This is a genomic window from Nonlabens sp. MB-3u-79 (genome assembly GCF_002831625.1).
Taxonomy (GTDB): domain Bacteria; phylum Bacteroidota; class Bacteroidia; order Flavobacteriales; family Flavobacteriaceae; genus Nonlabens.
The window spans coordinates 561,746-584,952 of record NZ_CP025116.1; the positions used below are offsets into that span (position 1 = coordinate 561,746).

The following is a 23,207-nucleotide window of genomic DNA, read 5'->3' on the forward strand; positions in this document are numbered from 1 at the left end:
TCCTTATTTTAATTTAATTATTCCTTTTGATTGATCTGCTTTAGCTATTTTTTTTCTGAAAGATCTGTAGCTAGAGTAATCTCCACTAGTAAATTTTCCATTCTTCATCATTAATTCTCTTTTTACCTCTATAACTCCATCTTCCTTTGCAATAATCTTGAGTGAATAGTGACCAAATTTAGTATCTATTTCTACCGATTCTGGCATGACGTCTATTTTGTATTCTAATGGGGTTTTAATGAAATAATGATCTTTATCTATATAACCTCGATCAATTTCAAAATCTAATTTCCTATCTACCATCTTTTTAGGAATGGCCGTTGTACGATTAAATACCACTGGTTGAAATAAGAGTAAATCTCCAGCTTTAGAACTGTATTTATCTACCTCAACTTCCAATTCTTCCGTGTACAATACTTTATCCTTATCGTTATTTAAAAGATGACTTATAACAGATACTCCATTCAAATGATCCCAATATTGCTGGTAATAAGATTTTAATTCCTTATTTGAATATCCATCCAGTTGATCTTTAAAAGAGTACTGATACCCACTTACCTGTTGCTTGATGGCTCCAGTTAGGCTGCCATCTGCTTTTAATTCTATCTGAGCTTCAGCATATTGCAAATTTCCCTCTGTGGGATACACCGTGGTATGTACGATCTCACCGCCATCATCTGTTATCACCAAAGCATCTCTATCGTCGGTAAATCCAGCTATAAATCCAAAAGGATTTGTTTTGCTGGTACACTCTAGCCAAACATCTTTTTCTCCGTTTAACTTTGGAAGTACTAGGACGACATGGTTCCCCTGTGTGGAGGAAAACGACTTATCTATATTTCTAATGTTTGAACCTCCATAAATAACAGCATAATTTGCCTTCACACCTACTTCATGCATCAACGCTTTTGCATAATTGGACAATCCCTTACAATCGCCATATGCTAGTGTATGAACCTCTGTTGCACTTATAGGTTTCCACCCACCTATTCCTACTTGGACGCTTATATAACGGGATCGATCTTGCATATATTGATATACTATTTTTGCTTTTTCAATATCCGTTGTTGCTCCTGAGGTAAGTGTTTTAATCTCTTCTCTGACGTCATCACTTAGGTCCCCTACATCGTGGAGCAAATTATCATTCATCCATTTACCAAAATCAGTCCACTCCTCGTTGCTCCCTTCCACACCTTCCATGCTGAATCTTTGTAAAGCGACTTTCACTAAAGGACCATAAGTATGAAAGTCTGGACTATATACCTCTGATTTTATCGCTGGTATATCTGTTGCTTTATAGTTTAAAAACCCTAATTTTTCGATGGAAAAATCTTCTAGATGAGACTCCTTAAATTTAACCTCTACATCAGAGTTATTAATAACTTTGTAAGTAGAAGACTCTGTGCTGGTATGAAAGTATTCCACAGGTGACCAACTAGGTATAAAAGCGGTTGATTTCAATTGTAGAGTAGATGTATAATGAATGGTAAAAGGGTAGTCTATGGGTAGGTAATTTAAATACTTAACCCTGTTATCACTATATAATGTCCCGCTTGAAACAGCACTTTGATCATTAAAATCATTTTTTCTAATTTCTTTAGTTTCAGCTCCAAAACTATTGTAAATAACCGCATTCATTTTCTTAATACGCCTGTTAGCGTCATAGGACTCTATGGCTTGAATATCACGCATTCCAGACTCGTTGAATACGGTCACTATTCTATCAGTCTCAATGTCAACGTCGTCATAATCATTGATAATTATGGTGACGTCATTTTTTCTTATGACTGCATTTGCATTTACTTTTAATGGATCTGGAATAGTGAAAGATGTAAACAGCTCTTCTTGCGATAAAGCTAGTTGAAACACTAAAAGACAAACAGCTAGAATAGTAATATTTTTCATACAAGACCAAAGAAAGTGATTTTTGAGGTACTTCCCATCAAAATTACCTTTTGATAACCCAAAAAATAGATTATCTGCCTTTACTATCCAATATAATAGTCACCGGACCGTCATTGATCAATTGTACTTTCATATCAGCTCCAAATATTCCAGCAGCTATTTCTTTGTTCAGATTTCGCGAAAGCGTGCTTATAAAAGCATCGTATAAAGGCACGGCTACCTCTGGTCTTGCAGCCTCTGTATAACTAGGACGGTTGCCCTTTTTTGTGCTGGCAAATAAGGTGAATTGGGAAATGACTAAGACCTCTGCATCCATATCTTGAATGCTTAAATTCATCTTGTCGTTTGCATCAGAGAAAATCCTCATGCCTACTGTTTTACCGACCAGCCAGTCGATGTCTTCTTGCCCGTCTTCATGGGTAATACCTAATAAAATAAGCAAGCCTTTTTTAATGGCTCCATGAACAGTTCCATCTATAGTTACACTTGCTTCACTAACTCTTTGAACGACTATTCTCACGGTTGTATTTGATGTTTATCCTGACGGTAATTATCTTCATCACCTTTGATGATTTGTACATAACTCTCGTAACGGCTCACGACCATATTGCCATTTTCCACAGCCTCTTTTACCGCACATTTAGGTTCTTCTATATGCATGCAATTGTGAAATTTACATTGCTGCTTCAACTCGTAGATTTCAGGGAAATAATCACCTATTTCCTCTTTTTCCATATCTACTACCCCAAAGCCTTTGACACCTGGGGTGTCAATTAAACGTGCGCCAAAGTCCAAATCAAACATCTCTGCAAACGTAGTGGTATGTTGTCCCTGCTTGTGTTGTTCTGAGATTTGTTTGGTTTTTAACTGCAATCCAGGCTGCACCGCATTAGCTAGGGTGCTTTTTCCAGCACCACTATGACCGGCAAACATGCTGGTCTTGCCTTTCATCTTTTCTTTAATTAAATCGATGTTCTTACCCGTCTCAGCACTTATGGCTATACATTCATAACCTATAGATTTATAAAGGCTCATCAAGTACCTTACCTCATCCAGCTCTGTCATGGTAAGTAATTCTTCTCCAGTTTCTGGGTCGATAATGACATCGCCTTGATCGTCGTTATAGGTGTCTACTTTGTTAAAAGCAAGTACTACAGGAATATGATAGGCTTCAGCAGTGACTAGAACTCGGTCAATAAAAGAAGTAAACGTAGGCGGATTGTTTAAGGTCACCAGTAAGAATACCTGATCTATATTTGCCGCAATAATATGTGTTTGCTTTGATAAATTCACCGACTTCCTGACGATGTAATTGTCACGTTCATGAATCACATTAATGATCCCTATTTCTTCATCTCCTTTTTTCTCAATTTCAAAATCTACTTGATCCCCTACAGCAACAGGATTGGTGCTTTTAATTCCTTGCAAACGGAATTTACCCTTTATCCTACAGGAGTAAAATGCACCGTCAGTGCCTTTTACTTCATACCAACTTCCAGTAGATCTATATACGGTTCCAGTCATTAATCGAGTTGTGTGTTCTTCATCAAACAAAATTAAGGTTTTTAGAGGTAGTAGAGGGTTTGAAAATAAAAAGGGGTAGAATTAATTCTGCCCCTTTTTTTAATCCTTATAATTAATTATTAATCACCTTTTCTTGGTGTATAATAGATTCTTGATGCACGGCTTTAAAAACCCGGAGAATAAACTCTTCACTTAATCCGTGTTCCTGTCCATCCAATATCATTTTACCAAGAATCTCATTCCATCTTTTGGATTGCAAAATAGCTACGTTACGTTCTTTTTTCAAAGCACCAATCGCGTCTGCAGTTTTCATTCTCTTACCTAATGTTTTAATAATAGAATTGTCGATCACATCTATTTGAGCCCTTAAAACACCTAATTTAGATTGGTATCCAGCTTCATCATCTTGCTCTTTTCTAATACGCAAATCTTTAAAAATTTGCATCAAGGCGGTTGGTGTTACTTGTTGAGCAGCATCGCTCCAAGCATTATCTGGGTCATAATGTGTTTCAATCATCAATCCGTCAAAGTTTAAGTCGAGAGCGGTTTGAGAAACTTCAAGAATCATATCTCTTTTTCCGGTAATATGTGAAGGATCACAAATCAATGGAATATCTGGATACTTCGTCTGGAAATCTACCGCTATTTGCCATTCTGGATTGTTGCGGTATTTTGATTTATCATAAGTAGAGAAGCCTCTATGGATCACTCCTAATTTCTTGATGTTTGCCGTATGCAAACGTTCCACAGCCCCTATCCACAAAGCCAGATCAGGATTTACTGGATTTTTTACCAGCACTACCTTATCCGTTCCTTGTAACGCATCAGCAATTTCTTGAACAATAAATGGACTAACAGTAGATCGAGCACCTATCCATAAAAGGTCTATGTCATGTTCTAAAGCCAACTCTACGTGAGCTCGGTTTGCTACTTCTGTGGCGGTTAAAAGACCTGTTTCAGCTTTTGCCTTTTGCAGCCATTTAAGACCCATAGCTCCTACTCCTTCAAAGTTTCCTGGGCGTGTTCTAGGCTTCCATATTCCTGCACGTAAGTAAGTAACGTCCGTATCTTTTAACTCATGTGCAATTTTAAGCACTTGGCCTTCTGTTTCTGCGCTGCATGGTCCAGCAATAACTATGGGATGCTCCAGTTGGTGAGCGTCTAACCAGTTTCTGAATTCCTTCTTATTTTCCATTTTCAATTCCTTTCAGTATCGTTTTAATTCTATTTGTTTGTTCCATATCATTAAATATGGCACTGTGATCGTCGTTTTTTACGCTTTCGCGAAAGCGAGACAAATTCTCAATATAGCCATCCAAACTAGCCAAAACATGCTCTTTATTCTGTGCAAATATAGGCGTCCACATGGCCGGCGAACTCTTTGCCAGTCGTACGGTACTTTCAAATCCGCTGCCGGCGAGATCAAAGATATCCCGCTCATTTTCTTCCTCCTGTATCACCGTCTTTCCCAACATAAAACTAGATATGTGAGATAAATGAGACACGTAAGCAATATGCCGGTCGTGAGCCGCAGGTGTCATGTACCGCACTCTCATTCCCAGATGATCAAAGATCAGTTTTGCAATTTCTTGCAATTTAGAAGAGGTTTTCTCTACCTCACATACAATTATGGTTTTCTTGACAAATAAATTAGCTATTGCCGCATCTGGTCCAGAAAATTCGGTTCCCGCAATAGGGTGTGCTGCTAGAAACTGGCTTCTATTTTTATGAGTTGCTACGCCATCACAAATCGCTCCTTTAGTAGAGCCTACATCAATAACCAAGGCGTTTTCAAGAATTACATCCAGCACCTGAGGCAATACTTTTAAAGTTGCATCTACAGGAATAGAAACGATCACCAGATCTGCAATTTTTAAGTCTTCCAGTTTTGCGATTTGGTCGATAATTCCATTTTCTTTTGCTTTTTGGGCATGTAGTTGATCTTTATCAATGCCGTACAAAACAGCCTCTGGATAATGCCTGCGCAAATCCATAAGCATCGAGCCCCCTATCAACCCAGTTCCTATTAGAAAGATGTTTTTCATGCTTCTACTTTTTTGGAAAGCCTTTCTATCATTTCTTTTATTAGTTCTTCTTTTACACAAAGCGAAAAACGAACATAGCCTGTTCCATTACTTCCAAAAACACTCCCCGGAGCAATAAAAATATGGTGCTCATAAAGCAAGTGATCTACAAATGCCTTGTCGTCTTTTCCCCCATCTGGCAACTTACACCAAACGAACAAGCCGCCAGATTGCACCTGAGGTTGCAAGTGTAAAGACATGGCCAGTTCCATAGTTAAAAGCCGACGCTTTTTGTAAATGTTATTTTGGTTTTCTAGCCAGCTGTTATCTGTTTCTAAAGCAGCAATAGCCCCTTTCTGTACCCCGTAAAACATACCGCTATCCATATTGGTTTTTACTTTAAGAACCTCCTTTATCACCTCTGCTTTTCCAGCGAGCATTCCTAACCGCCAGCCTGCCATATTGTATGTTTTACTGATGGAATTGAGTTCTAAAGCTACCTCTTTTGCTCCTGTAACCTGGTGGATACTTATCTTATTTTCATAACCTACACAACTGTAGGGGTTATCATTCACAAGTAATATATGGTGCTTCTTTGCAAACGCAATTAGACGTTCAAAAACCTGTATGGAACCCGCCGCACCTGTAGGCATATGTGGATAATTAGTCCACATAATTTTTACCTTGCTTAAATCTAATTGTTCTAAGGCCTCAAAATCAGGCATCCAATGATGCTCAGCTACAAGATCATAAGATATAGGAGTTGCTTCACATAATTTAGTCGCACTCGCATAAGTAGGATATCCAGGATTTGGAATCAACACCTCGTCTCCAGGATTTAAAAAAGCCATGGAAATATGAAGAATACCTTCTTTACTTCCCATTAAGGGTATGATTTCTGAATCTGGATCTAAACCCACTTGGTATTGCTTTTTATAAAAGCTAGCCATGGCAATTCTCAATTCTGGCAATCCTAAATAACTTTGGTAACCGTGAGCGCTAGGGTCTTGCAAGGCAGCTGCAAGTGCTGGCACTACATGTTTAGGAGGCAATAAGTCTGGGTTGCCTATTCCAGCATTGATAATAGGTTTACCTGATAAGAGTAAATTTCTCACCTCACGCAACTTTGTTGCAAAGTAATATTCTTGAACGCTATCTAGTCGGTTAGCCGCTGGTATCATGGCTTATGTGATTTATAAACTCCTAAAACCTCCAAGGATTCCACAAGAATCCCTATTTCTAATTGTGCCGCCTCCAATTGAAGTAGGTCCTCAAACTCAAGATCTGCAACAAAGGAGAATAAAAAAGGCTTTTCGATTAGAGGTAACGATTGTATTTTAGAAAGGTTGATGTTCAAGCCACCCAATGCGGTGAGGACCTTTCCCAAACTGCCAGCTTGATGCCCAGTTGTAAAATGAATGGTCGCTTTATTGGCATTTTCTATCTGCCGATCTGTTTTTTCTACCACCACAAATCTGGTAGTATTCTTCTTTACTTGCTGTATATGATTTCCTATTATTTTTAACCCGTAAAGCTTTGCCGCGTAGGCAGATGCAATGGCAGCAACCCCGCGTTTTTTATCTTTTGCTATTCTACAAGCCGCTGCAGCAGTATCATCTGTTTCTACCAGCTTGATGTGTTGGTGTTTTCTAAAAAAAGGTTGGCACTGCAATAATGCCATAGGATGTGACTGTACCTCATCAATAGCTGCGATTTTCTGACCGTGCAGCGCCATCAATTGGTGGTTGATATTCAGGTAAAACTCCCCAGTTATGGTTAGTTTTTGTTCCTTAATCAAACTGTAATTAGGTAGAATACTTCCAGCAATAGAATTTCCTATAGCCATAACCCCTTTATCTGCATCGCCGTTTGCCACAGCCATAGCCAGCTGATCGAAGGAACTACACTCCTGCAAAGAAACCTCTCCATATAAATGACTTGCCACTTGATGATGGTAAGAACCTTGAACTCCTTGAATAGCTATTTTCATTTTTGAGTAAAAAAAAAGTCCTGATCAGATCAGGACTTTATTGTTGAATATATTTTTCAATTATTACAATACCGTCCTTGCTTCCATAAAATAGAAGTAATATCCGTACCAGAAATAGGTTGTTGTCGTCATAATGATAAGCGAATGTAAAATAGATTTTTATAAAACTCTTCTTTTTTAAAGACTTTTATGTGTAAAATATAACTCTATCGTTATAGTAGGGTATTTGAACTGTTCTCGCTTTCGCGAAAGCGGATCAAAAAACAGACTTTTGAATCGTTACATTTCATATCTTTACAATACATCATGTTGAAATTAAAATTACAGTGGCAATTTGTTTCAAATTCCAACACCATATTTTTAAATTATAAATGGTATTATGTCTATAGAAGTAAGTACAATTTCCAAATATTACGGGCAGCAAAAAGCGCTGGACAAAGTTAGTTTTTCCATTAAAAGTGGAGAAATAGTAGGTTTTTTAGGCCCTAATGGTGCCGGTAAATCTACTATGATGCGCATTCTCACCACCTATTTGAATGCTAATGAAGGAACGGCAAGCGTCAACGGTTATGATGTGGTTGAGGAGCAACGTGAGGTGCAAAAGTCAATCGGTTACCTTCCAGAGAACAATCCGCTGTATCCAGATATGTATGTGAAGGAGTATCTTTCTTTTAGTGCAGAAGTTTATAAATTAACCGATTCTAAAAAGCGAATAGACGAAGTGATTGAAGAAACTGGACTGACTTCTCATGTAGGTAAAAAGATTCAAGAACTTTCTAAAGGTTATAAGCAACGTGTAGGACTGGCAAATGCGCTGCTGCACCGCCCAAAAGTATTAATTCTGGACGAGCCCACCACAGGCCTTGACCCCAACCAACTGGTAGAAATACGCCAGCTGATTAGAAAAGTAGGCAAAAACACGACCATTTTACTCTCTACCCACATCATGCAAGAAGTAGAAGCTATGTGCGATCGAGTGATCATTATCAATAAAGGAAAAATAGTCGCAGACGATTACCTAAAAAATTTAAAAAGCGATGCGGCGCAAATGATTGAAGTAGAATTTGACTATAAAGTAGAGCCTGAATTGTTACAACAAATCGACCGAGTTAGAGAAGTTACCGACCTCATCAATATACCTGGTTTTCATTACAGCTTGCGATTTGAAACAAAAGAAGACATGCGCAGTGCCGTGTTTGACTTTGCTCATGATCATGAGTTGAAGATCTTATCACTTAATAAGAGAAATAAGAATCTGGAGACGATGTTTACGGAGTTGACGAAAGAGTAGCTGTGAGTCTATGAGTTAAAATTAAAAAAGCCCTTCTTCTGGAGCAAATACAGGAATGGTGGAGTGTTTAAAATCTTTTAAATCTCTTGTAATAATCCCGTTAATATCACTGATTCCCAAGGAACATTGAAACTGAATACCATCTTCATAATCATTAATTTTTGATGAAATGACAGTTTTTAGAACTAGTCTATCTGCTGAAATGATTTCTATAAAATATCAACTACATTTAATTAAATAATACTGATAAATTTCATCAATGGATGCCCCGCGATACTTTTTCCAGTAAATCTGAATATAAAACCACTGCAAGCTAAAAACGCCTTTATCATGGTAACGCCTAGCGCTAGTTGTCAACCATTTTGGGATCACATAATACTGGTCGCGTTCGTAAAGCCTTGTGATCAAATCATAATCCTCGTAAATAGGAATCTCAGTATTATAGCCTCCTATTTGATCATAAAGTTCACGAGTAATATATTGAGATTGATCGCCTCCTCGACCAGCTTTCCATGAAAACCTAGTGAACCAACCTATGATTATTAACCATGGATGCCTGCTTTTAAACTTCATTCTAAAACAACCCGCCGGGTTCCCGTCTTTAACTGCCTTTGTAATATGTGCGTCATAATTGCTAGGCGGGCAGGAATCTGCGTGAAGAAAATACAGGAATTCGCCGGTTGCGATTGTTGAGCCATAATGCATTTGCTTGCCACGTCCCTTTTCTGAAGACACAACTTTAACGACACACTTATTTTGTAGCAAAGCGTAGTCGGCAACTAGTTGAACAGTGGCATCAGTACTACCTCCATCTACTACAATTACCTCTAAAGAATTTGCCTCTTGTGCATACTCTTGAAGGTGATGTAGTAACTTTAAAATAGATGATTCTTCATTGAGAACCGGAATGATAATGCTTATCATACCATCAAATATACGTAAGACCTCAACGTTGAGTTTTATTTTTACTTGTTTAAAGACCAATCGTAGGCGATGTAGGAGTATTCTTCTTTTTCTGCAATCTCAGTATTCGCATATTGATTGATATATGCCGGTAGAGTCAATCCGTTCCTTGTAAAGTCTTTAGGGTAAAAACTGAAGATAGAACTCAAATTAGGATGATTGGGATCGGTAAGATCATTTTTATCTGAATTGATCAACTCTTTTGCGCTTTTATCCATAAGCGCATTCACATTAGCTGCTGTAAAGGCAGTGTTTTGTAACTTAGGACAAGAATAACTGGCGCAATTAATAGCAAAATGTATCCTTGCATCACCCATTTTTTGAAGCACATTTTTTTCTACTGCTGCAAGAGAATACTCTTTGTCGTCTACTTTAATAAATTTCTTTAACCATACTTGCCCCAATGGCCCATCGATATCCTTGATGCTATCAGGCAGGTCATTGATCAAAATAATATATACGGTATTTGAATTGTAAAGATTTATATAATAAGCAAATTGCTCGTTGATGCCCCACGACTTCTGCGGCGGATTCTCATTGAGGTAATCCAAATATTCTTTCAACTCCTCTTCCTGTCCTTTAAAGCCTTGATAATCTACAAAACCATCAGAGTCTACATACTTCTTAAGCAACAGGTCCCATTTATGGTGGTCCAGTCGCCCTTTATCAGAAGGTATCACTTGATTTTCTGCCAAGGTTTGGTGGTAAAGATCTCCCCCACCTATACATGATGCTGTTAACGCGATAAGTACTAACACCTATTTATCTTTCAAATGCCGCATAAAATTAGTTTGTTTTTCACCCATTTGTCGTCTTAAAATAGAACCGTAGCTAATGCTATGCTTAGATTTTATTCCTAAACTGGATAAAAAATAATTCAATTTTTTAATACGTCATTTAAAAAACAAATTGGTATAATATGACAATGTATTTCATGTGGTAGTGTTTAGCTTTTGGTTCCAACAATGGAGATCTCAACTTCTGTTTTAAGTGCAAAAACATAAAGAAAAGCAATCTTCCATAGAGGCATTTCTTTAAAAGTACTAAGAAGCCATCGCACAATGGTAACAATTAACGAGGCTGTAACAGGTATACATAAAACTAGAATTAAAGCAGCTCGATCAGGCCTTTGAATAAAGCTACCATTTTAGGCTCTGCTTTTCCTGCTATTTCAATGATGTCATTGATATTAACTGGCTCTAAGTTTTCTGGATCACATTCATCTGTCAGCACAGAAATGGCACTTACAGGAAGATTCAAATGATTTGCGACTATAATTTCTGGCACCGTACTCATTCCTACCGCATCAGCTCCTAAGATTTTAAGCATTCTGTATTCTGCTCTGGTTTCCAATTGCGGTCCTACCACACTAGCATAGACACCTTCTTTAAGAGCAATACCTTGATTTGCTGCAAGAACTTTTAACTTCTCGTTCATTCCTTTATCATAAGGTGCGCTCATATCTGTAAATCGCTCGCCAAATTCACTTACCCCTTTAAATGCTAAAGGGCTACCACCTTGTAGATTGATATGATCTTCAATAAGCATCAAGTCGCCTTTTTTCATACCCAGATTGATCGCTCCTGCTGCATTGGACACTAAGAGGTTTTTAATTCCTAATCCGTGCATAACTCTAATTGGATAAGTGATATCCACAAGATCATAACCTTCATACAAATGGAAACGACCTTGCATCACCACTACTTTTTTACCACCTAGATCTCCATAAATCAACTTCCCAGAGTGAAATTCTACCGTTGCTAATGGGAATGATGGTATTTGATTGTAGTGCGCTACTTTTTGGTTTTCAATACTATCCCCTAGTTGACCTAGTCCTGTGCCAAGAACGATGCCCACTTCTGGCGCCTCAAACCCTTGAGATTTTAAATATTCTATAGATTGATCAAGTTGTTTCTTACTAAGCATTATATGTGTTTTAAAAAAGGTTGAAATACTGGAATATCTTTTATATCCTCATAGTAATCTACATCATTACGAGCATCCAGCGTGGCATAATTTACGTTTTTAAGATCCTGAAGTGTCTTCTCTAGGACAGTTTCTGTTCCCCATTCCTTATTTACAAAAACTCCTGCGACCAGTTTTTTAGTGAATCCTAACAAATAATAACCACCATCTATTGCTGGCCCTATTACTGCGTCATGAGTTTCTAATTGTTGGAACGCCTTTTCAAGGTCGGCTTGATTCATATCGTACATATCAGATCCTATAATAATGACGTGATCGTGATTTTCAAAAGCTGTTTTAAAGGCATTTTCCATTCTCAGCCCCAGATCTTCTCCTTTTTGTACGTCTTTATCATATATAATAGCGTCCCAAGCATCGTTTTGATGTACTTGCTCGCTGTACCACACCTGTTTTGTGAGTGGAAGGTCTTTAGTAATCTTACGAGTATGCTCTAATAAAAAGCTGTATATCTCCAGGGCCGCTTGATCTCCTACGGTTGCAGCGAGACGTCTTTTCCCTTTACCTAATTCAGGGTTACGAGTGAAAATGATTAGGCAATCGGAGTTTTTAGTGGACAAAATAAAAAGTTTATACTACAATAGTAAGGCAAACTAATCACGATTTTGTGACAGCCATGCTAATTTAACGTGACCTTAATGAACCTTATTTTAGATTTCTTGAAAATAAGCGCATTACATACTAGGTTTTATTAATTAATCGTATTTTTGCAGGCGCTAAGAGAATGAATCTCAAGGCACCGTCAGAGAGTCTGACATACATAATATTCATTATATAATAATTTTGGCATGTATTTAGCACCAGAAAAAAAAGCGGAAATTTTCGCAAAACACGGTAAAACCGTAAACGATACAGGTAACACTGATTCACAAATCGCATTGTTTACTTACCGTATTAACTATTTAACAGGGCACCTTAAAAACAACCGTCACGACTACAACACAGAACGTAGCTTGGTGAAATTGGTAGGAAAGCGTCGTTCACTTCTTGATTACAAGATGAAGAAAGACGTAGTTGCTTATCGTGAGTTGATTAAGGAATTAGGTATTAGAAAGTAATAAATTGGGGACCTCGTGTCCCCTTTTTTATTTAGTGTATTCGTTACGCTATATCTAGTCAGAGAGCTTATCTCTATTCCGCTTTCGCGAAAGCAGAATTAAAACAAATCATCGCGACATAACAAAAGCTGGTTTCTCATAAAGTAACAGTTCTTATTCATTGAATCGCCCATCGATAGCCTTAGGGCTCGAATAGAAATTGAATTTTCAAAGTTTGATTTCAGGTTCAAGTTCAAGTTCTAAACACCTTCTCTACCACACACAACTTGAGATTAATGTTTAACTATATTTATGAAACCACAAGTTTTTAAACAAGTGATCAAAATGGCCAATGGGCCTGATATCACTATCGAAACTGGAGCGCTTGCAAAACAAGCACATGGATCTGTTGTGATCACATGTGGAAAAGCAATGCTTCTAGGAACTGTAGTATCCGGCTACAAATCAACTGGACTAGATTTCCTTCCACTTACTGTAGATTACCGTGAGAAATTTGCCGCTGCCGGTAAATATCCAGGTGGATTCTTCAAACGTGAAGCACGTCCTAACGATGGAGAAGTACTTACTATGCGTCTTGTAGACCGTGTATTGCGTCCCCTATTCCCTAAAGATTACCATGCAGAAGTACAGGTAATGATTCAATTGATGTCTCATGACCCAGAAGTAATGCCAGATGCTATGGCGGGTCTTGCTGCAAGTGCTGCTATTCAGCTTTCTGACATTCCATTTGAATGTGCGATCTCTGAAGTACGTGTAGCGCGTGTAGATGGTGAGTTTCTAGTCAACCCAAGTTATGCTCAGCTTGCTGAAGCTGACCTTGAGATGATGATAGGTGCTAGTGCTGACTCTGTAATGATGGTAGAAGGTGAGATGAGTGAAGTATCTGAAGAAGATATGATCGCTGCAATCAAAGCCGCTCACGAAGCTATTAAAGATCAGTGTGCAGCTCAAATTGCTCTTGCTGAAGAAGTAGGTAAAAAAGTAGTACGTGAGTACGACGGCGAAAAAGAAGATGCAGATATCGAAGCTAAGGTAGCAGAACTTGCTTACCAAAAAGTTTATGATGTTGCTAAAAAAGGAAGCGCTAAAGCAGAGCGCACCGCTGCTTTCTCTGAAATCAAAGAAGAGATCAAAGCTACCTTCTCTGAGGAAGATCAAAAGGAAAACGGAGACATGATCTCCAAGTATTTCAATAAGACCCATAAAAAAGCAGTACGTGATGTACTACTTAATGAGGGTATACGTCTAGATGGTCGTAAGTCTACAGATATACGTGATATCTGGTGTGAGGTAGATTACCTTCCATCAACACATGGTAGCGCTATTTTCACTCGTGGAGAAACTCAAGCACTAGCAACAGTAACTTTAGGTACTTCTAGAGATGCTAATGTGATCGACATGGCTTCTCAAGAAGGAGAAGAGCGTTTCTACTTACATTACAACTTCCCTCCTTTCTGTACAGGAGAAGCTCGTCCACTACGTGGTACTTCTCGTCGTGAAGTAGGTCATGGAAATCTTGCTCAACGTGCGTTGAAAAGAATGCTTCCAGATGACCTTCCTTATACCGTGAGAATTGTTTCTGAAGTATTAGAATCTAACGGTTCTTCTTCTATGGCAACAGTTTGTGCTGGTACAATGGCTATGATGGATGCAGGTCTACCTATGAAAAAACCAGTTTCTGGTATTGCAATGGGATTGATCACAGATGGTGAGAAATATGCCGTATTATCTGATATATTAGGTGATGAAGATCACTTAGGAGATATGGACTTTAAAGTAACTGGTACAGAAGATGGTATCACTGCTTGTCAAATGGATATTAAAGTAAAAGGTCTTTCTTATGAAATCCTTACTAATGCTTTAATGCAGGCTAGAGATGGTCGTATGCACATTCTAGGGAAACTGACTGACACGATCGCTGCTCCGGCCGCAGACGTGAAGTCACATGCTCCTAAGATGGAATCTATGGAAATTGAAGGCAAATTCATTGGAGCTATTATAGGACCTGGTGGAAAAGTAATTCAAGAAATGCAAAAAGAAACAGAGACTGTTATCAACATCAAAGAAGATGGCGATATGGGAATCATTGAAATTGCAGGTACAGATCGTGCTAAAATTGAAGCTGCTTTAGAACGTATCAGAAATCTCATTTTTGAACCAGAAGTAGGCTCTGTCTATGAAGTAAAGGTTGTTAAAATGCTAGACTTTGGTGCTGTAGTAGAATTAAAGCCAGGTAAAGAAACTTTACTTCACGTAAGTGAGTTTGATTACAAGCGTATTGAAGATCCATCTACCGTTCTTAAAGTAGGAGATATTCTTGATGTGAAATACATGGGTGTAGATCCACGTACGAAGAAGCAAAAAGTATCTCGTAAGGAATGTTTACCTAAACCAGAAGGTTGGGTAGAGCGTCCAGCACGTCCACGTGAAGACCGCCCAAGACGTGATAATGACCGCAGAGCTCCACGTCGTGACGACCGTCCACGTAGAGATAATGATAGTTCTTCTGAAAGTAAATCTGAAGAATAAACAATTACATTACGGGAGCACTTCGACAAGCTCAGTGTGACATCTCAATGCTCGCTATAATGTTATAAATTTAAAATGCCTCTTGTACATTCAAGAGGCATTTTTTTGTTTGTTGTTGTTGTTTGAATTCGTGAAAGAGGAAAGAACAAAAACCCCTGTAACTTTCTTGTTACAGGGGCTTTTTTAATCCAAAAGTGCAGCTATTTATTTTTTTTCTTTTTTAGTTTGTTGCCATAGAATAAAATCTGTGCCAGAAAAACTAAGAAACATAGAAACAACAAGTAATCAAATTCTACATACTCTATAAATTTCTGGACCATCATTACGCCTATTAATGTTGCTGCGATACTTGAAATAATTAGAATGACCTTGTTTTCTGAAATCATAGGATGTCAATTATTAATGCAATTTAACTACTTAAATCAAACTATTATGGATTGAGCTCCGTTTAGTTTGTTTTAACATAACCATATCTTATACAAAACCTTTGTAGACATAGATAATAAAGCTGAAATAAATAATTTTACGGTCCTTCGAGCTTTAATTTTAGTTTGCTCCTAATAAGTCTCAAAGATTTTAACTTAGTAAACCCATTCCAAAACGCTAAATTTGCAAAACCTTTAAAAACAAAAGATGTCTAAACTTATCGCTCCATCTGTTCTCGCCGCAGACTTTGCTAACCTTCAACGTGATGTAGAAATGATCAATAGATCTGAGGCTGACTGGTTTCATATCGATATTATGGACGGTGTTTTTGTGCCCAATATTTCCTTTGGAATACCTGTATTACGCGACATCGTAAAACATGCGACCAAAACCATAGACTGCCACTTGATGATTGTAGATCCAGATCGTTATGTGGAGACTTTTGCCCAGCTAGGTTGTAACATTCTTACGGTGCATTATGAGGCTTGTACCCACTTGCATAGAACATTGCAATTGATCAAATCCCATGGCATGAAAGCTGGTGTGGCTTTGAACCCTCATACTTCAATAGATTTATTAAAAGACGTTATCCAAGATATCGACATGGTATGTTTGATGAGTGTCAACCCAGGTTTTGGCGGGCAAAGCTTTATTGAAAATACTTATGATAAAGTAACGCGACTTAAAGAAATGATCACTGCAAAAGGATGCGTTACACTTATTGAAATAGACGGCGGCGTGACTGATAAAAATGCAAGACAACTCGTAGATGCAGGAGCAGATGTTCTAGTAGCGGGTAGCTATGTGTTTAAATCTGCAAATCAAGAAGTGACTATTAAGAGTTTAAGATCTTTAGCTAATTCATAAAGAAATAGCTGTTTAGTGGGTCCTGTCTTTTCCTGAAAATAAATAGAAGATTTTTGTTATTTGAATAACTCTCTTTCACTTTTTATTGGTTCCTGTGAATTAGAAAAACCTGTGTTACTTTCTAAACTCAAAAATGGCTTTTCCAACCTATGTTGTTTAAAATTACTCGCCTTAAGAGCTTTATCCTTTTCACAGATTTAATGTTTATTTAACCTATATCATGACTTATCAAACTGCTTATTAGCAGTACTTTTGCAAGCTGAAAAAACAGACTTAATGGAGAATAACGCTTTTATAAACTTTTTTACTGCCTTTAATTTTAAAGAAGCTTTTACAGCAGGAATGATTCTTTTTGCGGTCATCGATATAGTAGGTAGTATTCCTATCATTGTTGATTTAAGACGTAAAGTAGGTCATGTTCAAAGTGAAAAAGCATCTATTGTTGCTGGTATTTTAATGATCGTTTTTATGTTTGTAGGAGAAAGCATGTTAGGCCTTATAGGGATCGATGTCAACTCTTTTGCGGTTGCTGGTGCGCTTATTATTTTCTTTATTGCTTTAGAAATGATATTGGGCATCCAACTTTATAAAGATGATGCCCCAGAAACAGCGGCCATCATACCCATTGCTTTTCCATTAATTGCGGGTGCAGGAACGCTTACCTCTGTGCTTTCTTTAAGAGCTGAATACTCAGCCATTAATATCATTATTGCAATTATCGTGAACATAGGCTTTGTTTATATTGTACTAAAAAACTCCGGACGCTTAGAGAAACTTTTTGGTAAACAAGGAATTAATGTGATTAGAAAAATCTTTGGGGTCATCTTGCTAGCGATTGCAGTAAAACTATTTACTTCAAACATTCAAGAATTATTTTAAAAAGGAGAACGGGACACATATTTGGAAAGAGACCTGTATTGCGTTTATCAAAGTGCTGAGAACTGGCTCGTAAAAGAAAAATGACTTTCTTTTTGCTCCAAAAAAGATGCATGACCTTAAAAATTTCTCTTGTATTTTTTAGTTTTTAATACCTTAAAAACAAGATTTCTTTAACTTGATAAGAGGTTAAAAATATATAACTTGCCACCGTAGATTTTACCATCTATTTTTAATTGAAGCATACCATTATGAAATACACATTTTACTTAATTGGGATTTTAGCAGTTGCTAGCATTGTTTTCAATGTGTTTAAACTCGATTTTAACCATTTTCTTCAAGGAGACAGTCAGGTGGCTGCCATAAGTATTTTAGCTGCTTTATGTGTAGTGGCTTTAATGGGAATCATGATTGTCTCTAAAAAAATATCTCAGAAATACGAAGATAATTAAGAGGCTAAAGAATTGATGACACCTACTACGGGAGACTCAAGCTACGTGGTTTGATTAATTTTATTTTGGAATTCATTAATCACGACTCAATTCGAGCAATTTCTTAATCATAAGATCTTCTTGATTTAGCAATTTTACTTTTAGCTCTGTAGTGAACAACTGTTCGGCCATAGCAGACTTTATGATCAATGCAATTTCATTTCTATAACCTGGTAATTTAATACTCGTATTGTACAACTGTGCATACTGTATAAATTCTTCCATCAATTGTTCTGGAATTTTATAATCGGTTATAAAATCTTGTTGAGACATGGTTCTCAAAACACTTCCCTCTTCTTGAAGGTATTTATTCACAAACTGGTCTGCAAATCCTGTTCTACCTAAGTAATCCAGAGTTTGTAGCACATAACCCTCTGGGCTAGCTACAAAAACATCTGGAATAATACCTCCACCACCATAAACAACTTTACCACCAGGAGTGACTTTTTTACGAGAATCGTTTACTTCAATATTGGCAGCATTTTCTAACTCTCCATTGTTATAACGGTCTATATATTCTTTAAAATAATCTTCGTTACCGTTGTCATAAGGCCTTTGGATGCTTCTTCCAGTGGGTGTGTAATACCTGGCAATAGTAAGTCGTACAGCACTTCCGTCTCCTAATTTGATCTCTTGTTGCACCAATCCTTTACCAAAACTCCTACGCCCTATAATGGTCCCTGTATCGTTATCTTGTAATGCTCCAGCAACTACCTCACTAGCACTGGCACTATTTTCATTGATCAATATAAACACATTGCTGTTTTCGTAAGAACCTCTATCGGTAGCATAGCTGTCTTTGCGTTTATTGTTTCTATCTTTTTGAAAGAGAATAAGTTGATCTTCTTCCAGAAACTCGTCTGCTATTTCTACCGCAGCACTTAAAACACCCCCTGGATTATCTCTTAAGTCCAGTGCGATTTGAGTGGCACCAGCTCTTTTTAAATTTTTAATCGCTTTTTTAAATTCTGCCTCTGTGGTCTCAGCAAAGCGGTTGATTTTTATATAGCCTAGAGTGCCGCTCAACATATAACTGGCATCCACACTTTTTATAGCCACATTACCCCTAGTTACAGGAATATTGATGATGTCTTGGTCACCAGGTCTTAAAACGCCCAACATCACCTTAGATCCATCTTCCCCTTTGAGCGCATTGGTAGAAACAGCATTTATTCCAAAAAGCGGCTTTCCATCAGCATAGAGGATTTTATCACCCCCTTTAATACCCGCCTTATCGCTAGGTCCATTTTCAATGGCTCGCAACACAGAAATAGAATCTTGATTCACAAAAAAGCGAATTCCTATACCCACAAAATCGCCTCGCATGCTATTCTCTACATCTTCTGCCTGGTCACTAGGAATATAAACCGAATGCGGGTCCAGATTTTGCATGATCTCATTTACGGTCACATCTACTATACTATCGGTATTGATCTTATCTACGTAGCGCTGATCTATCAGATCAATTAATCTGTTAAGTTTGCGTTTTTTTACACTACTGGAAGAGGCAATGTAATCGTTACCTATACTATTTTGATTAAGAACACTCCCTAACCATATCCCTATGGCAAAGAAGATCCCTAAAAATAATGGGTAGTATAGATAACTTTTTTTCATTAATCGACTTGTTCTATTTGTTCTATAATAACTCCTGCTTTCTCTAGAAATTGCAAACCGCTATCATCTTTATAGCCTTCCATGTACACTACACGATTTATGCCACTTTGATGTATTAATTTACTACAATCTTTACAAGGCGACATGGTGATGTACAAAGTCGCATCACGACAGCTTTGTGTAGAACCGGCTACTTTTAAAATAGCATTAGCCTCAGCGTGAAGTACATACCATTTGGTATAGCCTTCTTCATCTTCACAGAAGTTTTCAAAACCACTAGGTGTTCCATTATACCCATCGCTTATGATCATGCGATCTCTTACGATAAGCGCTCCTACTCGACGTCTATTGCAATGTGAAAGTTTGCCCCACTCCATCGCCATTCTTAAATAAGCGACATCGTATCTATGTTGTTTTTCTTTTTTCAATTCTTTATTTGGATCAAAGAAGCCTACCTATTCAAGCAGTTGCTTTTCTTCTATTAAATTACTATGAGCAAGCTGCTCTTTGCGGTTCTTCTCTCATAAGGCACTAATTCTACCATCTCGATAGATGTAAATGCGGTATAGGCTTGTTGTTGTTTCGCTTTCGCGAAAGCGGGACCTAAAAAATCCACCTGACAATCAATAAAGGTATCACCATTCCTAAAACTATAGAAGAGATGATTTGTACCCATTCTTTTTTATTAAAACGGAAGATTCCCGTAAAGATAAAGTTAAGTATGATCACCACCAGAATAACCAGTAATTGACCTAACTCAATTCCCAATGCAAATTCTAAAAGCATCAGTAACTTACTTTCTGCTCCTGCAGCGAGCATTTTAAAACCATTTGCAAATCCAAAACCATGAACAATTCCAAAAAACAAAGCGATGATCATGGTGATCCAATTGTGATTATCTCGATGACGATTTCCTGCTGTAAAAATATTATACAAAGCAGCTACTACTATGGTTAAAACGATCAAGAACTCTATATACGAACTATTAAAGGTGACCTTCCCGTAGATCACTAACAATAAAGATAAAATATGTCCTACCGTAAAAGCGAGACTTAAACCAATTAGTTTTTTCCAACTGTTAAAAAGAAAAGGAACCGCTATAAGAATAAAAAAAAGCACATGATCGTATGCGCCTACATTAAAGTTCATGACGTGGTAAAAACCTTCTGTCATATATAAGATAAAATCGTCCATTTGTTAAGAATGCATTTAGGTATGATCAAAAATAAGCTTTAGACCCAAAGGATAAAAGCCTATTGTATATGAGTTTGCATAAAGAGCTCAAAATAAGTCTTTAAAAAGGATTATAAAGTCAACTTTAACCGATAAACTGTAATTATTATAGCTAAAAGTCAAGTTTATAAGGATATAGGAAGCATTAGACTAAAAAAAAATTATTTTTGTCTTCTATATTTATAAAGATCCCTATCAAAAATATTTATACCCTTTTCCTTGTTATAGTGAGTTTCTCTCTGAACGCACAAGAGTTTGCAATACCACACCCACAAAAGCTAACAGCAAGAGAAATTCTTATGGATTCTTTGTTAAGTAGATCTTATGACCAATTTGCTCGAGGAGCTTATAAAGAATCTTTTGAACTCAACATACAGACGTTGAAAATTGCGCTGGAAGAGGAAGATCTTTTATACACCAGCAAAGCTTATGGTTATTTGGGCTATGATTACCTCAATCAAGGCGATACCATTGCGGCTATTGAAAATTTTGAAAGCGCCCATAAATTTGCCCTAAAGTTAGATGACCCAACGATTCTAGCAAATACCTATGGAGACCTTGCTAGTATTTATTCATTAGACCCCAAAAAAGAAGAAATAAGCAAAGAATACACTCTTAAAGCTATAGAAACTTATGAGGCGACTGAGGATACTTTAGGCCTTCAATACATTTATCACAATTATGCTGATGCCCTCAAAGAAAAGGAGCAATGGGACGAAGTCAAACCTATTCTCGACCTTCTAAATAGCGAAAAATTTAAAGATTATACAGATGATGTTTACAGAGCCAGCATAGATAATATGATGGCAGACTATTATTTCAATACTGGGAACTGCATAAAGGCAGATAGCTTGTTGTTAAATGTTATCTCTTTGGGTGAAAAAAGTGGCCTTAAAGGAGAATTAGAAATAGCCTACAATTATTACTCTCGCAGTCTTGCTATTCAAGATAAACACGATGAAGCCTTTACCTACAGATTGAAATACGAAAAGGTTCACGAGGCAAATTTAAAGGAAAAAAACGCGATTGAAAATAATAGAATAGCCGCTATCTTCCAAATAGATCAATATAAAAAAGATCTCGCAACATCTGAAGCAGAAAGTCAGCTGCAAGGGGAGAAAATGAGAAACAAGACCGTTTTTAATTACGGACTTATCGCACTTTTTTTAGTTGCTTTTTTAGGACTTTTATTTACGTTCAATCTATCTAAAAAAAGAAAACAACTCAATAAGGCACTTAAAGAAAAGAACAAGCTTTATCTGAACGAAAAGACCAAAACAGAAAAACTGGCTCGAGCAAAAAGTGATTTCTTCAGCACGGTGAGCCATGAGTTGCGCACTCCTTTGTATGGGGTTATTGGAATGAGTACTATCTTATTAGAAAATAATGAAAACAAAAGCGTTCAGGAAGACTTGAAATCACTCAAGTTTTCGGCTGATTATTTACTTGCTTTAATTAATGACGTCTTACAAATCAATAAAATTGATTCCAACCAAATAGACAACGAGCAGATTGATTTTAACCTACGTGATTTAATCGAGCGAATAGTCACCACATTTGAGTACATGCGCAGGCAGAATGAAAATGTCATCAATCTTCATTTACCTATTGACACACCCGTGTTGCTGCATGGCAATGCTACTAGATTATCTCAAATATTAATGAATTTAATAGGTAATGCCAATAAGTTTACAACAAAAGGCTCTATAGATATTACCTTGTTTACTAAGAAAATTGAGGCTGATAACATCACCCTTGCCTTTTCAATTAAAGATAATGGTGAGGGTATAGCACAAAATAAAAAAGAATACATCTTTGAAGAGTTCAAACAAGGCGACTCACACAGCTACAACTATCAAGGAACGGGACTGGGCTTGCCTATCGTAAAGCGATTATTAAATATATCTGGATCTGATATTCATTTAGAATCAGAGATAGGTCAAGGTTCTATTTTTAGTTTTGAATTGGATTATCAAATTATCCAAAAAGCAACTCCTCAATATAACGTTAGATATCAGCCAGTGCCCCTTGACAGTACTGTTTTAAAAGGGAAAAATATACTTATCGCAGAGGATAACCGAATCAATCAAATGGTGACTAAAAAAATTCTCGAAAAGGATGGCGTGCTGTGTACTATTGCAGAGAATGGCCAGGAAGCTGTGGATGCGGTAAAAACAAAACACTACGACCTTATTCTTATGGATGTGAACATGCCTGTTATGAATGGACTAGAAGCTACGAAGCTCATCAAAAGAGATCATCATGTACCCATAATAGCACTTACAGCTGTAGAAATTGCAGAAATGCGACAGAATATTCTAGACGCTGGTATGGATGATATTATCATAAAGCCTTATGATGTCAGCACTTTTAAACAGGTGATCATAAAAAACATACAAGATCAAAAGGCCTTGTATTCTTTTTGAGCTC

General features: G+C 37.2%; 22 protein-coding genes. 7 read left to right on the forward strand and 15 right to left on the reverse strand.

Annotated elements, in window-relative coordinates; all coding sequences use genetic code 11:
* Positions 1 to 3: 3 nt before the first annotated feature.
* From CW736_RS02525 to CW736_RS02555, 7 genes are all read right to left on the reverse strand, one after another.
* A complete protein-coding gene (locus CW736_RS02525; protein ID WP_101012411.1) occupies positions 4 to 1,905 on the reverse strand; it encodes a DUF3857 domain-containing protein in 1,902 nt (633 codons plus the stop codon).
* Between the two features lie 70 nt (positions 1,906 to 1,975).
* Positions 1,976 to 2,425 carry a D-aminoacyl-tRNA deacylase gene (gene dtd / locus CW736_RS02530; protein ID WP_101012412.1) on the reverse strand — a complete coding sequence of 150 codons (450 nt, stop codon included), beginning with the start codon at positions 2,423 to 2,425 and terminating at the stop codon, positions 1,976 to 1,978.
* Positions 2,422 to 3,429 carry a ribosome small subunit-dependent GTPase A gene (gene rsgA, locus CW736_RS02535; RefSeq protein ID WP_101012413.1) on the reverse strand — a complete coding sequence of 336 codons (1,008 nt, stop codon included), beginning with the start codon at positions 3,427 to 3,429 and terminating at the stop codon, positions 2,422 to 2,424. The genes dtd and rsgA overlap by 4 nt, the downstream gene beginning before the upstream one ends.
* A 112-nt stretch (positions 3,430 to 3,541) precedes the next feature.
* Positions 3,542 to 4,624: a bifunctional 3-deoxy-7-phosphoheptulonate synthase/chorismate mutase type II gene (locus CW736_RS02540; RefSeq protein ID WP_101012414.1), complete on the reverse strand. Its 1,083-nt coding sequence runs from the start codon at positions 4,622 to 4,624 to the stop codon at positions 3,542 to 3,544.
* Complete coding sequence (locus CW736_RS02545) at positions 4,614 to 5,474, reverse strand: prephenate dehydrogenase (RefSeq protein ID WP_101012415.1); 861 nt, start codon at positions 5,472 to 5,474, stop codon at positions 4,614 to 4,616. Before CW736_RS02545 ends, CW736_RS02540 begins: the two co-directional genes overlap by 11 nt.
* A complete protein-coding gene (locus CW736_RS02550; protein ID WP_101012416.1) occupies positions 5,471 to 6,634 on the reverse strand; it encodes a pyridoxal phosphate-dependent aminotransferase in 1,164 nt (387 codons plus the stop codon). Before CW736_RS02550 ends, CW736_RS02545 begins: the two co-directional genes overlap by 4 nt.
* Positions 6,631 to 7,443, reverse strand: a complete 813-nt coding sequence (locus tag CW736_RS02555; RefSeq protein WP_101012417.1) for a prephenate dehydratase — start codon at positions 7,441 to 7,443, stop codon at positions 6,631 to 6,633. Before CW736_RS02555 ends, CW736_RS02550 begins: the two co-directional genes overlap by 4 nt.
* Positions 7,444 to 7,822: 379 nt before the next feature.
* Between CW736_RS02555 and gldA the strand changes: the two genes are divergently transcribed.
* Positions 7,823 to 8,734, forward strand: coding sequence for a gliding motility-associated ABC transporter ATP-binding subunit GldA (gene gldA / locus CW736_RS02560; RefSeq protein WP_101012418.1), 912 nt, complete (start codon positions 7,823 to 7,825; stop codon positions 8,732 to 8,734).
* 219 nt (positions 8,735 to 8,953) lie between these two features.
* On the opposite strand, the gene CW736_RS02565 is transcribed toward gldA, so the two are convergent.
* From CW736_RS02565 to CW736_RS02580, 4 genes are all read right to left on the reverse strand, one after another.
* On the reverse strand, positions 8,954 to 9,658 hold the full coding sequence (locus CW736_RS02565) for a TIGR04283 family arsenosugar biosynthesis glycosyltransferase (RefSeq protein ID WP_101012419.1): 705 nt from the start codon (positions 9,656 to 9,658) through the stop codon (positions 8,954 to 8,956).
* Between the two features lie 41 nt (positions 9,659 to 9,699).
* A complete protein-coding gene (locus CW736_RS02570) occupies positions 9,700 to 10,455 on the reverse strand; it encodes a DUF547 domain-containing protein (RefSeq protein ID WP_101012420.1) in 756 nt (251 codons plus the stop codon).
* Positions 10,456 to 10,804: 349 nt separating this feature from the next.
* Entirely contained in the window at positions 10,805 to 11,623 is an 819-nt protein-coding gene (locus tag CW736_RS02575) for a purine-nucleoside phosphorylase (protein WP_101012421.1), read from the reverse strand.
* Complete coding sequence (locus CW736_RS02580; RefSeq protein ID WP_101012422.1) at positions 11,623 to 12,240, reverse strand: TIGR04282 family arsenosugar biosynthesis glycosyltransferase; 618 nt, start codon at positions 12,238 to 12,240, stop codon at positions 11,623 to 11,625. The genes CW736_RS02575 and CW736_RS02580 overlap by 1 nt, the downstream gene beginning before the upstream one ends.
* A 228-nt stretch (positions 12,241 to 12,468) precedes the next feature.
* Here CW736_RS02580 and rpsO point away from each other — a divergent pair, with 228 nt between their 5' ends.
* The 5 genes from rpsO to CW736_RS02610 all read left to right on the forward strand — a co-directional run bounded on the left by rpsO (position 12,469) and on the right by CW736_RS02610 (position 17,888).
* Complete coding sequence (rpsO, locus tag CW736_RS02585) at positions 12,469 to 12,738, forward strand: 30S ribosomal protein S15 (protein ID WP_101012423.1); 270 nt, start codon at positions 12,469 to 12,471, stop codon at positions 12,736 to 12,738.
* A gap of 291 nt (positions 12,739 to 13,029) precedes the next feature.
* Positions 13,030 to 15,267, forward strand: coding sequence for a polyribonucleotide nucleotidyltransferase (locus CW736_RS02590; protein WP_101012424.1), 2,238 nt, complete (start codon positions 13,030 to 13,032; stop codon positions 15,265 to 15,267).
* A 633-nt stretch (positions 15,268 to 15,900) separates the two neighbouring features.
* Entirely contained in the window at positions 15,901 to 16,560 is a 660-nt protein-coding gene (gene rpe / locus CW736_RS02600; protein WP_101012426.1) for a ribulose-phosphate 3-epimerase, read from the forward strand.
* Positions 16,561 to 16,836: 276 nt separating this feature from the next.
* Complete coding sequence (locus CW736_RS02605; RefSeq protein WP_101012427.1) at positions 16,837 to 17,439, forward strand: MarC family protein; 603 nt, start codon at positions 16,837 to 16,839, stop codon at positions 17,437 to 17,439.
* Positions 17,440 to 17,687: 248 nt separating this feature from the next.
* The gene (locus tag CW736_RS02610) at positions 17,688 to 17,888 is read left to right on the forward strand and encodes a hypothetical protein (protein ID WP_101012428.1); all 201 of its coding nucleotides are present in this window, start codon (positions 17,688 to 17,690) and stop codon (positions 17,886 to 17,888) included.
* 75 nt (positions 17,889 to 17,963) lie between these two features.
* Here the strand turns inward: CW736_RS02610 and CW736_RS02615 are convergent, their stop codons facing one another.
* From CW736_RS02615 to CW736_RS02625, 4 genes are read right to left on the reverse strand one after another with little or no spacing between them, the layout of a single operon-like run.
* Positions 17,964 to 19,544 (reverse strand): S41 family peptidase, encoded by a 1,581-nt coding sequence (locus CW736_RS02615; RefSeq protein ID WP_101012429.1) that lies wholly within the window; start codon positions 19,542 to 19,544, stop codon positions 17,964 to 17,966.
* Complete coding sequence (locus CW736_RS02620; RefSeq protein ID WP_101012430.1) at positions 19,544 to 19,972, reverse strand: deoxycytidylate deaminase; 429 nt, start codon at positions 19,970 to 19,972, stop codon at positions 19,544 to 19,546. Before CW736_RS02620 ends, CW736_RS02615 begins: the two co-directional genes overlap by 1 nt.
* A gap of 53 nt (positions 19,973 to 20,025) precedes the next feature.
* Positions 20,026 to 20,160 (reverse strand): hypothetical protein, encoded by a 135-nt coding sequence (locus CW736_RS14310; RefSeq protein WP_262493802.1) that lies wholly within the window; start codon positions 20,158 to 20,160, stop codon positions 20,026 to 20,028.
* Positions 20,148 to 20,738 carry a HupE/UreJ family protein gene (locus tag CW736_RS02625; protein WP_101012431.1) on the reverse strand — a complete coding sequence of 197 codons (591 nt, stop codon included), beginning with the start codon at positions 20,736 to 20,738 and terminating at the stop codon, positions 20,148 to 20,150. Before CW736_RS02625 ends, CW736_RS14310 begins: the two co-directional genes overlap by 13 nt.
* A 206-nt stretch (positions 20,739 to 20,944) precedes the next feature.
* On the opposite strand from CW736_RS02625, the gene CW736_RS02630 reads away from it, so the two are divergent.
* Complete coding sequence (locus CW736_RS02630; protein WP_101012432.1) at positions 20,945 to 23,203, forward strand: response regulator; 2,259 nt, start codon at positions 20,945 to 20,947, stop codon at positions 23,201 to 23,203.
* Positions 23,204 to 23,207 lie beyond the last annotated feature (4 nt).

Excerpts from the sequence above, each read along its gene's own strand:
- CW736_RS02525 (WP_101012411.1), bottom strand. The coding sequence starts at position 1,905 with ATGAAAAATATTACTATTCTAGCTGTTTGTCTTTTAGTGTTTCAACTA.
- rsgA (WP_101012413.1), bottom strand. The coding sequence starts at position 3,429 with ATGACTGGAACCGTATATAGATCTACTGGAAGTTGGTATGAAGTAAAA.
- CW736_RS02540 (WP_101012414.1), bottom strand. The coding sequence starts at position 4,624 with ATGGAAAATAAGAAGGAATTCAGAAACTGGTTAGACGCTCACCAACTG.
- CW736_RS02545 (WP_101012415.1), bottom strand. The coding sequence starts at position 5,474 with ATGAAAAACATCTTTCTAATAGGAACTGGGTTGATAGGGGGCTCGATG.
- CW736_RS02550 (WP_101012416.1), bottom strand. The coding sequence starts at position 6,634 with ATGATACCAGCGGCTAACCGACTAGATAGCGTTCAAGAATATTACTTT.
- CW736_RS02555 (WP_101012417.1), bottom strand. The coding sequence starts at position 7,443 with ATGAAAATAGCTATTCAAGGAGTTCAAGGTTCTTACCATCATCAAGTG.
- gldA (WP_101012418.1), top strand. The coding sequence starts at position 7,823 with ATGTCTATAGAAGTAAGTACAATTTCCAAATATTACGGGCAGCAAAAA.
- CW736_RS02565 (WP_101012419.1), bottom strand. The coding sequence starts at position 9,658 with ATGATAAGCATTATCATTCCGGTTCTCAATGAAGAATCATCTATTTTA.
- CW736_RS02575 (WP_101012421.1), bottom strand. The coding sequence starts at position 11,623 with ATGCTTAGTAAGAAACAACTTGATCAATCTATAGAATATTTAAAATCT.
- rpsO (WP_101012423.1), top strand. The coding sequence starts at position 12,469 with ATGTATTTAGCACCAGAAAAAAAAGCGGAAATTTTCGCAAAACACGGT.
- CW736_RS02590 (WP_101012424.1), top strand. The coding sequence starts at position 13,030 with ATGAAACCACAAGTTTTTAAACAAGTGATCAAAATGGCCAATGGGCCT.
- rpe (WP_101012426.1), top strand. The coding sequence starts at position 15,901 with ATGTCTAAACTTATCGCTCCATCTGTTCTCGCCGCAGACTTTGCTAAC.
- CW736_RS02605 (WP_101012427.1), top strand. The coding sequence starts at position 16,837 with ATGGAGAATAACGCTTTTATAAACTTTTTTACTGCCTTTAATTTTAAA.
- CW736_RS02610 (WP_101012428.1), top strand. The coding sequence starts at position 17,688 with ATGAAATACACATTTTACTTAATTGGGATTTTAGCAGTTGCTAGCATT.
- CW736_RS02615 (WP_101012429.1), bottom strand. The coding sequence starts at position 19,544 with ATGAAAAAAAGTTATCTATACTACCCATTATTTTTAGGGATCTTCTTT.
- CW736_RS02625 (WP_101012431.1), bottom strand. The coding sequence starts at position 20,738 with ATGGACGATTTTATCTTATATATGACAGAAGGTTTTTACCACGTCATG.